Annotated in this window: 11 protein-coding genes and 1 riboswitch; all 11 genes read right to left on the bottom strand. The window is 45.8% G+C overall.

Annotated elements, in window-relative coordinates:
- Positions 1-5 precede the first annotated feature (5 nt).
- Positions 6-1,154 carry a sulfate adenylyltransferase gene (gene sat / locus NYE56_RS07945; protein ID WP_003245745.1) on the bottom strand — a complete coding sequence of 383 codons (1,149 nt, stop codon included), beginning with the start codon at positions 1,152-1,154 and terminating at the stop codon, positions 6-8.
- 48 nt (positions 1,155-1,202) lie between these two features.
- Positions 1,203-2,267 (bottom strand): sulfate permease, encoded by a 1,065-nt coding sequence (gene cysP, locus NYE56_RS07940; RefSeq protein WP_268555233.1) that lies wholly within the window; start codon positions 2,265-2,267, stop codon positions 1,203-1,205.
- A gap of 11 nt (positions 2,268-2,278) precedes the next feature.
- Positions 2,279-2,980 carry a phosphoadenylyl-sulfate reductase gene (locus NYE56_RS07935; RefSeq protein ID WP_029317783.1) on the bottom strand — a complete coding sequence of 234 codons (702 nt, stop codon included), beginning with the start codon at positions 2,978-2,980 and terminating at the stop codon, positions 2,279-2,281.
- 161 nt (positions 2,981-3,141) lie between these two features.
- Positions 3,142-3,247, bottom strand: a riboswitch (SAM riboswitch).
- A 144-nt stretch (positions 3,248-3,391) separates the two neighbouring features.
- A complete protein-coding gene (gene pyrE / locus NYE56_RS07930) occupies positions 3,392-4,024 on the bottom strand; it encodes an orotate phosphoribosyltransferase (RefSeq protein WP_341283689.1) in 633 nt (210 codons plus the stop codon).
- Positions 4,021-4,740, bottom strand: a complete 720-nt coding sequence (gene pyrF, locus NYE56_RS07925; protein WP_003232107.1) for an orotidine-5'-phosphate decarboxylase — start codon at positions 4,738-4,740, stop codon at positions 4,021-4,023. The genes pyrE and pyrF overlap by 4 nt, the downstream gene beginning before the upstream one ends.
- The gene (locus NYE56_RS07920) at positions 4,709-5,644 is read right to left on the bottom strand and encodes a dihydroorotate dehydrogenase (RefSeq protein WP_103803460.1); all 936 of its coding nucleotides are present in this window, start codon (positions 5,642-5,644) and stop codon (positions 4,709-4,711) included. Before NYE56_RS07920 ends, pyrF begins: the two co-directional genes overlap by 32 nt.
- A complete protein-coding gene (gene pyrK, locus NYE56_RS07915; RefSeq protein WP_341283688.1) occupies positions 5,644-6,414 on the bottom strand; it encodes a dihydroorotate oxidase B electron transfer subunit in 771 nt (256 codons plus the stop codon). The genes NYE56_RS07920 and pyrK overlap by 1 nt, the downstream gene beginning before the upstream one ends.
- Positions 6,411-9,626: a carbamoyl-phosphate synthase (glutamine-hydrolyzing) large subunit gene (carB, locus tag NYE56_RS07910; RefSeq protein ID WP_032725667.1), complete on the bottom strand. Its 3,216-nt coding sequence runs from the start codon at positions 9,624-9,626 to the stop codon at positions 6,411-6,413. Before carB ends, pyrK begins: the two co-directional genes overlap by 4 nt.
- Positions 9,611-10,705 (bottom strand): carbamoyl phosphate synthase small subunit, encoded by a 1,095-nt coding sequence (locus NYE56_RS07905; protein ID WP_003232115.1) that lies wholly within the window; start codon positions 10,703-10,705, stop codon positions 9,611-9,613. Before NYE56_RS07905 ends, carB begins: the two co-directional genes overlap by 16 nt.
- Positions 10,702-11,988: a dihydroorotase gene (locus NYE56_RS07900; RefSeq protein ID WP_268555237.1), complete on the bottom strand. Its 1,287-nt coding sequence runs from the start codon at positions 11,986-11,988 to the stop codon at positions 10,702-10,704. The genes NYE56_RS07905 and NYE56_RS07900 overlap by 4 nt, the downstream gene beginning before the upstream one ends.
- A complete protein-coding gene (locus NYE56_RS07895) occupies positions 11,972-12,886 on the bottom strand; it encodes an aspartate carbamoyltransferase catalytic subunit (protein ID WP_268555238.1) in 915 nt (304 codons plus the stop codon). The genes NYE56_RS07900 and NYE56_RS07895 overlap by 17 nt, the downstream gene beginning before the upstream one ends.
- Positions 12,887-13,013: the final 127 nt, after the last annotated feature.

Below are 13,013 nucleotides of genomic sequence, written 5' to 3'. Positions count from 1 at the left end.
CCTCCTTAAGATACGCCTACTTCTTCTTTTTTCTTCATCCCTTTGATTAACACTTCTACGACTTCTTTTCGACTGAATTCAGCAGGCGGCAGCACACCGTCTCTCAGCATACCTCTTACCTTAGTGCCTGATAAAATGACGTGATGCTCTCTGCCATGAGGGCATGTTTTCGCTGTTCCCATATTTCCGCATTTTTTACAGAAGAAGCTGTGCTCAAATTTCAGCGGTGTAATTCCGAGTTCTTCAGGTTTAAATGTGTCAAACAGCTCCTGTGCTTCGTATGTTCCGTAATAGTCGCCTACACCTGCATGATCACGGCCGACGATGAAATGTGTGCAGCCGTAGTTCTTTCTGACAAGCGCGTGGAAAATTGCTTCTCTCGGGCCTGCATAACGCATCGCCGCTAAAAAGACACCAAGGAAAACGCGATCTTTCGGGTAATAATGATCAAGAAGCACTTGGTAGCTTTCCATCCGTACATCAGCTGGAATGTCATCAGATTTTGTTTCACCTACTAACGGATTCAAGAACAAGCCGTCTACTGTTTCAAGAGCCGTTTTTTGAATGTATTCATGCGCTCTGTGAACAGGGTTTCTTGTTTGGAAACCGACAATGGTTTCCCAGCCTTTTTCCGCAAACTGGCGTCTCGTTTCTGACGGTTCAAATGTAAATTCAGGGAACTGTTTTGAAGCTTTTTTAATCAACGTAATCGGTCCGCCGACATATGTATTGCCGCGACTGAACAGCTTTTTAACACCAGGATGCTCCTGTTCATCTGTTTTGTACACATTGACAGCTTCTTTTTGTTTGTCAGGCACGTACAGGTCTTCGATTTGGATAACGCCGTATGTTTCTCCTTCATACGTTAACTTTACCGTTTCACCAAGTGACAGTTCCGCCGCTTTTTGCGCATCGACCGGAAGCGTGATTGGAAGAGACCAGACAACGCCGGAAGAAAGACGCATGTTTTCGACTACAGATACGTAATCTTTTTCATTAAAGAAACCTTCAATCGGGCTGTATGCACCGATACCGATCAATTCCAAATCCGCGAAAGAAATTAAATCAAGTTCAATTTCTTTTTGAATGCCGCTCACATCATATGATTCATCTACTCTGTTTACTAATGTTCCTCCGTGTGGTGCTAAGCTCATAATATCCATCTCCTCCTAGTTAACTTATAAAATTACTCAGATTAATGATTAGATTCCCCCGCCTTGTTCGTGGACTGAGCGTCTCTCTTTACGAATGGCCTTTGTCAGGCTGACGGCACCGCCCGCCGCTAAAAGCACACTTACCATGATAAAGATCGAATAATAATCTGCTTTTAAAAACAAGGATACAAGCATATAAGAAATCGATAAAGATAAAAACGGCGATACGATCCATACCTTCAGCATCGTTTGAACAACTTGTTTATGGAACACGTTCGGACCGTTTTTTGCCATGCCTATTCCGATAATAGACGATGACGTGACTTGCGCCAAGGGCACCGGCATCCCAAATACAGAACTGATGATCACCAGTCCCGCTCCTGTACCGGATAAGAGAATGCCTTCCCCTTTGGAGAATCTCGTAATTTTCTTCCCGTTTGTTTCTAGCACACGCCGGCCTAATAACAGTGCGCCAATAGCAACAAAAGCTCCTCCATACAAGGTTCCTTTTCCGACATCAAGCACACCGGCAGCTACTAACGGGCCAACAGCATTCGCCACGTTATTCATGCCGGCAGAGAATGCTTCGAAAAATCCGGCAACTAACAAAACAATGCCAAGGATTTTTTGCTTTTTAGAAGATTTTACTTCAATCTTAAAATAACGAAACAGCTTAGATACGAAATAGGTGAAGCCGAAAGCGAACAGCGGGACAAAAACCCAAAATGACACAATGATCAGAAGATTGTTCACAAACAATACTTTATAAGCCACTCCCACGCCGACAACCGCGCCGACTGTTACTTCACTTGTCGACAAAGGAATGCCGAGCAGATTAGCAGTAAAGAGCGACAGTGCAGCAGCTCCAATAATGATGCAAACAATCGTCAGTGTAATCGTCTGCTCAGGAATAATGCCGGAGCTGATTGTTTTTACAACCTCGCCTCCGCCAATGACCGCCCCGGCAAAGACACCGACTGCGCATAGGATCAAAGCGTAGGTTTTCTTTTTGATGGCTCCGGAGCCGTAAGCAACCCCCATCGAAGCTGCAGCGCCGCTTGCACCAATATTCATCGCGAAAAACAAGCTAAATAAAATAGCGGCTAATTCCATTTTGCAGCTCCTTATTCATGCAGTCCGCATTCTGTTTTCGCCATACCATTCCATCTGCCTGAGCGCAAATCCTCTGCTGTAAAAGCGGGAGCAGTGCAAGGCGCACAGCCAATACTTGGATATCCTTGGTCATGAAGCGGATTGTAGTCCAGTTCATTCCGGGATGTGTATCTCCAAATGTCTTTCCAAGTCCAATGGATAAGCGGGCAAACTTTTACTGACTTGAATTTTTCATCTTTGTTTAAGAAATTCGTATTGGCACGGCTTGGCCCTTGATCACGGCGCAGGCCGGAAAGCCAGGCTGGATGTCCTGAAAGCGCCTCTCTTAAAGGAACGACCTTTCTAAGATAGCAGCACTGATTCGGCTCTCTTTCCCACAGTTTGTCACCATGTTCTTCGGCTTGTTCCTCAAGGGTGAGATCTGGTTTTTTCAGGATGATATTAAGACCCGGATAACGCTCTTTCACTCGTTCAATTGTTTCATAGGTTTCTTTAAAATGAAGTCCTGTATCAAGAAACACAATCTCTGCGTCTTTTTTCACTTTATAAATTAAGTCAATCAGAACGATTCCCTCAATTCCGAAACTGCAGGCATAAACAAGCTGATCGCCGTAATGGCCGTATGCCCATTTTAAAACTGACAGCGCTCCTTTATAAGGATCGTCTTCCGGAAATGTAATCGTTGGTTCTTCCCAATTATCATACGTTAACATTTCTTCTTTCCTCCTTTCGGAGACAAACAAACAGTAGCTTTCTGCCGGTTGTCTTTTCCCATGTAATGTGATTCGCGGCTGCTGATATACAGACAGCCTTTTTACCTCTTAAAATAAAAAACTTTCAATCCGGCGGAAAGAAAGACAGGAACAGCATGCAGCCCTTATCTTTCAAAATGGAATTCATTTTGCTGGAAGTAGCACCTTACAAACTATGCAGGTTGCCGGGCTTCATAGGTCCAGTCCCTCAGCCGCTCTTGATAAGTTTTTAGATTTGTAGTAAATTTTAGCACAATTCTAACATAAGTCAACCCGACTTTTTTTATAGGATTAATAAAAAAACAGGCCTCATAGCCTGTTTTCAAGTACAGCAAGGCTTTGAAGCCTCTTTACATCATTTGAATTTATTTTTTATTTTTTAAACCAATCTTTTGACTCGGGATTTTGTTTCCATGTTTGCAGCTTTTTTAGATCATCTGAATGAATATTTCCGTTTTCAAGCGCGACCTCTGTGAGCGTATCATAATCAGTTAATGAGTAGTATGGCAGTTCTGCCTTTGCGAAGGCTTCCTCCGCTTTAGGAAGTCCGTACGTAAAGATTGAGACGACACCAAGCACTTCACAGCCGGCCGCTTGTAGAGCTGCACAAGCTTCAAGCACGCTGCCTCCTGTGGAGATTAAGTCTTCAATGACGACTGTTTTTTGCCCTTCTTGCACAGCTCCCTCAATCTGATTGCCTTTTCCGTGCGCCTTCGGCTTACTCCTCACATAACACATCGGAAGATTCAAACGGTCAGCCGCAAGAGCAGCATGAGGAATACCGGCAGTTGCTGTTCCCGCAATCATTTCAGCTTCAGGAAAATGCTCTTTGACAAGCTTGCTGATACCTAAGGCGACATCGTTTCTGACCTCTGGGAAAGATAGCGTAAGGCGGTTGTCACAGTAGATTGGTGATAAAATGCCGCTTGCCCATGTGAACGGCTCGTTCGGGCGTAAAAATACAGCTTCGATGTCTAATAGATGTTTTGCGATGATTTGTTTCAAGATTTGATTCCCTCCCATTCAAGTCTGACAGCCTTATAGGCTTTTACCGGGTCTTCCGCTTTTGTAATCGAGCGTCCTACCACTATCGCAGATGAACCTTTCTCTCTTGCAATGGCAGGTGTCGCCACGCGGACTTGGTCATTCGCAGCGTCCTCTGACATTCTGATCCCCGGAGTGACAGTCAGAAATGAAGGCGACACCGCTTGGTAAATGGCTTTTGCTTCATGAACAGAGCAGACCACTCCATCCAGTCCGCTTTCTTCCGCCTGTTTGCTGTAGTGCACAACCGTATCAATCAGAGATTTTTCGATCAGCAGTTCATCTTTCATGATTTGTTCAGATGTGCTTGTCAACTGGGTTACCGCGATAAGTGACGGACGTTTTTTTCCGGCCGGCGTACCTTCTTCTAAGCCTTCGAGAGCTGCCTGCATCATTTTTTTGCCCCCGGCCGCATGAACATTGACGAGGTCTACTCCAAGACTGGCAAGGCGCTTCATCGCTTTGTTTACAGTAGTCGGGATGTCATGAAGCTTGAGATCTAAAAACAGCTCGCAGTTTCTTTCTTTTAATTGTTTCACGATCGATGGCCCTTCTTGATAAAAAAGCTCCATTCCAACCTTTACAAATAACGGTTCTTGCTGAAAAGGAGCTAAGAACGCGAGTGTTTCTTCAGCTGATGCAAAATCAAGCGCGATGATGGGCAGGTTGTTTTTCATGATTCCAGCTCCTTCCGATGCATTCTTCAATTGATTGATAGCCGTATTGGCGCAAAACAGATGGGAGCTGTTCAATAATCTCTGGACATGCAAAAGGATTCACAAAATTTGCTGTTCCGACAGCGACTGCGCTTGCTCCCGCGAGAAGAAATTCCAGGGCATCTTCAGCCGTTTGCACGCCTCCCATTCCAATAATCGGGATGTTGACCATCTGGCTGACTTCATACACCATGCGAATGGCAACCGGCTTCACAGCAGGGCCTGAAAGTCCCCCTGTTTTATTCGCTAATATCGGTTTGCCGGTTTTTAAATCGAGTCTCATGCCAATTAGTGTGTTGATCATCGTAAGACCGTCCGCTCCCGCTTCCTCGATCGCTAATGCAATTTCTGTGATATTGGCCACGTTTGGAGAAAGCTTCACATAAACGGGTACATTCGAAACCTCTTTCACCGCTTTTGTCAAATCAGCAGCCATTTCAGGATTCGTGCCAAAAGCGATTCCGCCTGTTTTCACATTCGGGCAGGAAATATTCAATTCAAGAGCATGAACATTAGGCGCTTTGCTAATATGCTCTGCGACTTCAACATAATCCTCGACTTGAGAACCTGCGACATTGGCAATGATCGGCGTATCAAACTGCTCAAGCCACGGCAGCTCATTATGCAACACGCTATCCAGCCCCGGATTTTGGAGACCGATCGCATTGAGCATTCCAGCACCAGTCTCAGCTACCCGCGGCGTCGGATTCCCAAAGCGCGGCTCCTTTGTCGTAGCCTTAATCATGATGGCTCCAAGACAAGACAAATCATAAAAACGTGAAAATTCTTTTCCAAACCCGAAGCAGCCTGATGCAGGAATGATTGGGTTTTTCAAATCAAGTCCCGGCAATTTCACCTCTAGCATTACAGCGCCACCTCCTGAGCTTTAAATACAGGCCCGTCGAGACATACTTTTACATAGGATGTCTCACTTTCGTTTGTATGGCACACACACGCGAAGCATGCGCCGATTCCGCAGCCCATTCGTTCCTCCATGGACAGATATACTTCTTTATGGGCATATTCCTGTTTTAACGCCTTGAGCATCGGTGTCGGCCCGCAGCTGAGGAGGATATCAAACGCTAGATTTTTCCGTTTAATCACGTCTGTGACAAATCCGGTTTCCCCGTAGCTTCCGTCAGCTGTTGCCACATACGTGTCTCCGTACTGCCGGCATTCTTCCTCGTAAAAAACATCCTTTGCCGATTGAAATCCTAAAACGTGGATGACATTTACCCCTTTTTCATTCAAGCGCTTCGACAGCTCTTGGAGAGGCGGCACACCTACTCCGCCTCCTACCAGCAAAGCCGTCTTTCCGGGTTGAACTTCATTAACAGGAAAGCCATTTCCCAAAGGCCCGAGGACATCCACAAGTTCTCCCTGCTGCTTTAGTGACAAGAGTCTTGTCCCTTCCCCATCTACCCGATAAATGATGGTGACTTCATTTTTTTCAAAGTTGACGTCTGCGATGCTGATCGGTCTTCTCAAAAGAGGTGTAACCGCTTCGCTCACTTTAAGATGAAGGAACTGTCCCGGGGTTGTAAACCCTTGGACAAGCTCCCCTTTCAGAACCATTTGAAACACCCGGTCTGCAATTTGCTGGTTAGAACATACTGTCAAATACGCTTTTTTCATATAGTGACTGCCGCCTCCTGATTTGTGTTGACTGCCGGCATTTGATCAGCACGGAATGTCATGCTTTCCAGCACTCGCAATATCGCCTCTGCCGTATCTAAAGATGTTAGGCAGGCAACACCATTTTCTACTGATTCACGTCTGATTCTAAAACCGTCTCTTGCCGGCTGCTTTCCTTTTGTCAGCGTATTGATGACAAACTGCGCTTCTCCGTTTCTGATGACGTCAAGCAAGTTTGGGCCATCCTGACCGATTTTTCCGACGACCTTCGCTGGAATGGAAGCTTCTTTCAGGTAGCCTGCCGTTCCTTCCGTCGCTAAAATGTTGTAGCCGATCGCGTGGAACCGCTTAGCAATGGCAAGCCCTTCTTCTTTGTCCTTATCAGCTACTGTTAAAAGCACGGAACCGTAGTTCGGGATTTGAATACCTGAAGCAATCAAGGCTTTGTAGAGCGCCTTTTCAAGTGTCGAATCTTTCCCCATGACTTCACCTGTTGATTTCATTTCAGGCCCTAACGTAATGTCCACTCTTCTCAGCTTGGCAAAGGAGAAGACCGGCGCTTTTACAAATACACCTTGCTGTTCAGGCTGAAGGCCCTCTGTATAGCCAAACGCAGCCAGCTTTTGACCAAGAATGATTTTTGTTGCGAGATTTGCCATTGGGATACCCGTAATTTTGCTTAAGAACGGTACGGTTCTGCTTGATCTCGGATTCACTTCGAGCACGTACACCTCGCCTTGCGACAAGACGAATTGAATATTGAGCAAACCGACAATATTCAGCCCTTTAGCCAATGCGATCGTGTATTGTTCAATTTTTTTCTTAATGTCCTCTGTGAGAGACTGAGGCGGATAAACAGCGATTGAGTCTCCGGAGTGAACGCCCGCACGTTCAATGTGCTCCATAATTCCCGGAATGACGACTGTTTCACCATCCGATACTGCATCGACTTCAATTTCTTTTCCTGTCAAGTATCTGTCAATTAATACAGGGTGCTGTGGATTGATTTTAACTGCGTTTTTCATGTAATGAAGCAGCTCTTCTTCATGATACACAATCTCCATCGCCCGGCCGCCAAGTACATAGGAAGGGCGTACCAATACCGGGTAACCGATATCACTCGCGATGCTTACCGCCTGATCAACTGATGTCGCTGTTTTGCCAAGCGGCTGAGGAACACCAAGTTCTCCAAGCGCTTGTTCAAATTTATCCCGGTCTTCTGCACGGTCTAAATCTTCTAATGAAGTTCCAAGGATTTTCACTCCGCGTGCAGAAAGCTCGTCAGCAAGGTTAATCGCAGTTTGTCCGCCGAACTGTACGACGACGCCCATTGGCTGTTCAAGGTCAATGATGTGCATAACATCTTCAATCGTAAGCGGTTCAAAATACAGCTTGTCTGAGATGCTGAAGTCTGTTGAAACGGTTTCCGGGTTGTTGTTGACAATAATGGCTTCATAGCCTGCTTGTTTAATTGCCCATACAGAGTGAACCGTCGCATAGTCGAACTCGACACCCTGACCGATTCGAATCGGACCCGAACCAAGCACCATCACACTTTTCTTATCTGTAACGACAGATTCATTTTCTTCTTCGTATGTGCTATAGAAGTATGGCGTTTCTGACTCGAATTCCGCCGCGCACGTATCTACCATTTTGAATACCGGCGCAATCCCCGCTTGTTTTCTCAAGCTGTAAAGCTCAGATTCTTTCATTTTCCACTCGCGGCTAATGTACTGATCAGAGAAGCCGAGTTCTTTTGCCCGTCTCAGCACATCCGTATTGCCCGCATTGGCCTTCAATTCTTTTTCAAACTGTACGATTCCGAACAGCTTATGCAAGAAGAAGACATCGATAGCGGAAAATTCATGGAGGTCTTCTACCGTGTAGCCTCTTCTGTACGCTTCAGCTAAGTAGAATAAGCGTTCATCACCGGCCTTTTTAATTCGCTTTTCAAGAAGCTCATCTGAAATGTCAGCGGCGTCCTTCAATTCAAGATGATACACATCCGCTTCCAGCGAACGCACTGCCTTCAGCAATGACTCTTCAAGCGTGCGGCCGATTGCCATGACCTCACCTGTCGCTTTCATTTGCGTGCCAAGCTTTCTGTTTGCTGATTCAAATTTATCAAACGGCCAGCGCGGAATTTTGGATACGACATAGTCAAGAGCAGGTTCAAATGCTGCATATGTTTTTCCTGTCACCGGGTTCATCATTTCATCTAATGAAAGTCCGACTGCAATTTTAGCAGCGAGCTTTGCTATCGGGTATCCCGTTGCTTTTGATGCAAGAGCAGATGAACGGCTGACACGCGGATTTACTTCAATAATGTAATATTGGAAGCTGTCTGGATCTAAGGCGAGCTGGACGTTACATCCGCCTTCGATCCCAAGCGCGCGAATCAGTTTTAACGATACATTCCGCAAGAGCTGATACTCGCGATCGCTGAGCGTTTGGCTCGGCGCGACAACAATACTATCTCCAGTATGGATTCCAACTGGATCAATGTTTTCCATGTTACAAACGACAATGGCGTGATCCTGGCTGTCTCTCATGACTTCATACTCGATTTCTTTATAGCCGGCGATGCTTTTTTCAAGAAGACATTGGTGTACCGGGCTTAATTTCAAGCCGTTCTCAACGATTTCTTTTAACTCTGTCTCATTCGAGCAGATGCCTCCGCCTGTTCCGCCTAATGTATATGCCGGGCGGACAATGACAGGGAATCCAATTTGACTGACGAATTTTTCTGCTTCTTCGAGGGAGTGAATAATCTCACTTTCAGGCACCGGTTCATTCAGTTCATTCATTAATGTTCTGAACAAGTCACGGTCTTCAGCTTGCTGAATCGCAGACAGTTTTGTGCCAAGCACTTCGACGCCGCATTCTGCCAAAACGCCTCTTTCAGAAAGCTCAACCGCAAGATTCAAACCGGTTTGGCCTCCGAGTGTAGGAAGAATGGCATCTGGGCGCTCTTTTCTGATGATTCGTGTCAGGAATTCAGGTGTGAGCGGTTCGATATAAACCCGGTCAGCCATTTCTGTATCTGTCATGATCGTGGCAGGGTTTGAGTTGACAAGGATGACTTCATAGCCTTCTTCTTTCAAAGCAAGACAGGCTTGTGTTCCCGCATAGTCAAATTCTGCTGCTTGGCCGATGATGATCGGTCCAGATCCGATTACTAAAATTTTGTTAATGTCTACGCGTTTTGGCATACCGCTTCCCCTTCTTTCTCTGTTGTTTCGATCATTTCGATGAATCTGTCAAATAGATGGTTGGCATCCTCAGGACCAGGTGAGGCTTCGGGATGATATTGAACCGTAAATGCCGGCAATGTTTTATGCTTCAGCCCTTCAATCGTATCGTCGTTAATTGCGATATGCGTCACTTCCAGTTCTGTTTTACTGATAGACGAAACTGTATATCCATGGTTTTGAGATGTTAAGGCAACTTTTCCTGTAGCCAGCTCTTTTACCGGGTGGTTTGAGCCCCTGTGGCCGAATTTCATTTTTTCAGTATTCGCCCCGCACGCCAGCGCGAATAATTGGTGGCCGAGACATATTCCGAATAATGGCACTTTTCCAAGAACACCTTTAATCATTTCAATCGCTTCAGGCACATCCTTCGGGTCTCCAGGTCCGTTAGAAAGCATGATACCGTCCGGTTTCAGCTGAAGCACCTCTTCCGCTGTAATGTTGTAAGGCACAACGATGACGTCACATTTCCGTTTGTTCAGCTCTCTTAGAATCCCGTGTTTCATGCCGAAGTCAACCAAGACAATGCGTTTGCCTCTTCCCGGGCTCGGATATGCTGTTTTTGCTGATACTTGGGATACTTGATTTCTTGGCAATTCCGTTTCGTTCAGTCTTTTCAGCACTGCTTCGATATCTTCATCAGATGAAGCGAATGTTCCTTTTAGCGCGCCTGCCGTGCGGATCATTCTTGTCAGCTTCCTTGTATCAATCCCCTGGAGTCCGGGAATGTTTTTCATTTTTAAATACTCGTCTAAGGTGTATGCTGAACGCCAGTTGGAAGGCAGCTCACATAATTCTTTGATGATCAGCCCTTTGACAAAAGGGGTAATAGATTCAAAATCATCACGGTTAATGCCGTAATTTCCGATAAGCGGGTATGTTAAAGTTACGATCTGTCCGCAGTAAGAAGGATCAGATAAAATTTCCTGATAGCCTGTCATCCCAGTATTAAAAACGACTTCTCCCATGTTGTGTTCTAAGCTTCCGAAGGCTTCTCCCTCGAATACCGCTCCGTTTTCCAGTACTAATCGTCTCTTCATTTGACAAGTCTCCCCTCTTCATAAGCAAGCTTCCCTGCCGCAATTGTAGCGACCGGCCAGCCGGTGCAGTTGATGCCGTTGAATGGTGTATTTTTTCCTTTTGATAAAAATGTCTCTTTGTCTATAACTGCTTCTTTTTCTAAATCAATTAATGTAATGTCAGCAACTTGTCCCGTTTGTAATGTTCCATATGGGAGACCGAACGCTTCGCATGGCTTGATTGTCATGTAGTCAATCAGCTGCTTCAGTGACCAGCTGCCATTTTTGACAAAGTGTGTGTAAAGAAGCGGGAATGCTGTTTCTAAGCCGACAATTCCGAATGGCGCCAGTTTCATTTCTGTGTTTTTCTCTTCTTCCGTATGCGGTGCATGGTCTGTTGCGATAAAATCAATTGTTCCGTCTAAAAGACCTTCAATTAAAGCAGCTCTGTCTTCTGCACTGCGGAGCGGAGGATTCATTTTATAGTTTGTGTCCAGCCCCGGAATGTCCTCATCACAAAGCAGCAAATGATGCGGCGACACTTCTGCTGTCACTCTGATTCCCGCTTTTTTCGCATCGCGTACAACTCTGACAGATTCTTTCGTGCTGATATGGCATACATGATAATGGCAGTTTGCCGCCTCAGCCAGCAGCACATCGCGAGCAATATGAACCGATTCACACACAGAAGGAATGCCGTTTAGCCCGTTCGCTTTGGAGAATGTCCCCTCATGTACGCTCCCTCCGTAAATTAAGGAGTTGTCCTCGCAATGTGCAACAATCGCTTTGTCAATTGCGGCTGCCCGTTTCATCGCTTCATACATCATTCCTGCTGTCTGTATACCAACGCCGTCATCTGTAAAAGCAAATGCCCCGGCTTCTTTTAACGCTTCAAAGTTTGTCATTTCATCGCCGATTTGTCTGATCGTAATGGATGCATATGGAAGAACTCTTACGCATGATGTTTCTTTAATTCTGTTTTGCACCCATTCCATCTGCTCCTTTGTATCAGGAACCGGCCGCGTATTCGGCATTGCTGCTACTGTAGTATAGCCGCCGCGTGCCGCTGCTTTTGCCCCGGTTTCAATAGTTTCTTTTTTCTCTCCGCCCGGCTCTCTGAAATGCACGTGGAGATCAACAAACCCAGGTGAAACGAGCAAACCTTTTGCATCAATTACCGTTTCATTATCCTTTGCATCAAGCTTGCCGATTGCGGTGATGGTTTCTCCAGTCACTCGGATATCCGCTTCTGTTTTTTCACCATTTTCGTTTAGTATCCAGCCGTTTTTAATGAGATATGACATACGCTGCTTCTCCTCTTTTCACATTGGTTTGTAAGGCACGCTGTATCACTGCCATTCTGATAAATACGCCATTTTGCATTTGCTTGAAGATTCTTGATTTTTCGCTTTCTACTAAGCTGTCATCAATCTCCACTCCTCTGTTTACCGGAGCAGGATGCATGATGATCGCATGCCGCTTCATACGCTCAGCCCGTTCTACGGTCAAGCCGTATTTGTTTAAATAGCCTTCATGGCTGACAGCTGACTGATGTCGTTCATTTTGAATGCGCAGCAGCATGACAACATCGGAAGACTCAACTGCTTCATCCATTGAGACATACGTGCCGAATGTATTTTCTTCATCCTGCCATTCCGAAGGGCCGGAAAATAGGACCCGGGCCCCCAATCTTGTCAACACTTCCGCATTTGACCTTGCCACTCTGCTATGCTTGATGTCGCCGTGAATGGAGATGGTAAGCCCTTTGAACGTATTGAACTCTTCATAAATCGTCATTAAATCAAGCAGTGATTGTGTTGGATGCTGGCCGCACCCGTCTCCCGCATTCAGAATCGGAATGTTCACCTGGCTGACAAGCTCTTCATAATACTCATCCTCACTGTGCCTGATGACGCAGACGTCCACACCGATTGATTCGAGCGTCCGGATCGTGTCATATAAGGTTTCGCCTTTTTGCACGCTTGTGCTTGTTCCATCAAGGTTAAGCACATTCATGCCCAGCTTTTTTTCTGCGACCTCAAAGCTGAACCGCGTTCTCGTGCTCGGTTCGAAAAACAGGTTTGCTGCAAACTTTCCTGTAAGCTGATTGTCTGTTTTTCCGTTTTTGAGGTCTTGTGCTGTTTGAAGCAAATCTTTGATTTCCTCAGTGCTGAGTTCACTCATCGTCGTTAAATGCTTCATGTTCTTTCCCCTCTCTTTTCAACTTAAGGCTGAAAAAAACCCCGGGTCTAAGATAGACTCGGGGTATGGTTAAATAGAGGGCAGCATTGAAGCTTCCTTCTCTTCATAACCCTTCCAAGCCTCTCTG

The organism is Bacillus sp. FSL R5-0603 (assembly GCF_038050295.1).
GTDB lineage: Bacteria > Bacillota > Bacilli > Bacillales > Bacillaceae > Bacillus > Bacillus subtilis.
This window is presented reverse-complemented; position numbering and strand designations above follow the sequence as displayed.

Coding starts and splice junctions, on each gene's coding strand:
- pyrK (WP_341283688.1), bottom strand. CDS start 6,414: ATGAAAAAAGCGTATTTGACAGTATGTTCTAACCAGCAAATTGCAGAC.
- pyrF (WP_003232107.1), bottom strand. CDS start 4,740: ATGAAAAACAACCTGCCCATCATCGCGCTTGATTTTGCATCAGCTGAA.
- NYE56_RS07935 (WP_029317783.1), bottom strand. CDS start 2,980: ATGTTAACGTATGATAATTGGGAAGAACCAACGATTACATTTCCGGAA.
- NYE56_RS07900 (WP_268555237.1), bottom strand. CDS start 11,988: ATGTCATATCTCATTAAAAACGGCTGGATACTAAACGAAAATGGTGAA.
- sat (WP_003245745.1), bottom strand. CDS start 1,154: ATGAGCTTAGCACCACACGGAGGAACATTAGTAAACAGAGTAGATGAA.
- NYE56_RS07905 (WP_003232115.1), bottom strand. CDS start 10,705: ATGAAGAGACGATTAGTACTGGAAAACGGAGCGGTATTCGAGGGAGAA.
- carB (WP_032725667.1), bottom strand. CDS start 9,626: ATGCCAAAACGCGTAGACATTAACAAAATTTTAGTAATCGGATCTGGA.
- NYE56_RS07920 (WP_103803460.1), bottom strand. CDS start 5,644: ATGCTAGAGGTGAAATTGCCGGGACTTGATTTGAAAAACCCAATCATT.
- NYE56_RS07895 (WP_268555238.1), bottom strand. CDS start 12,886: ATGAAGCATTTAACGACGATGAGTGAACTCAGCACTGAGGAAATCAAA.
- cysP (WP_268555233.1), bottom strand. CDS start 2,267: ATGGAATTAGCCGCTATTTTATTTAGCTTGTTTTTCGCGATGAATATT.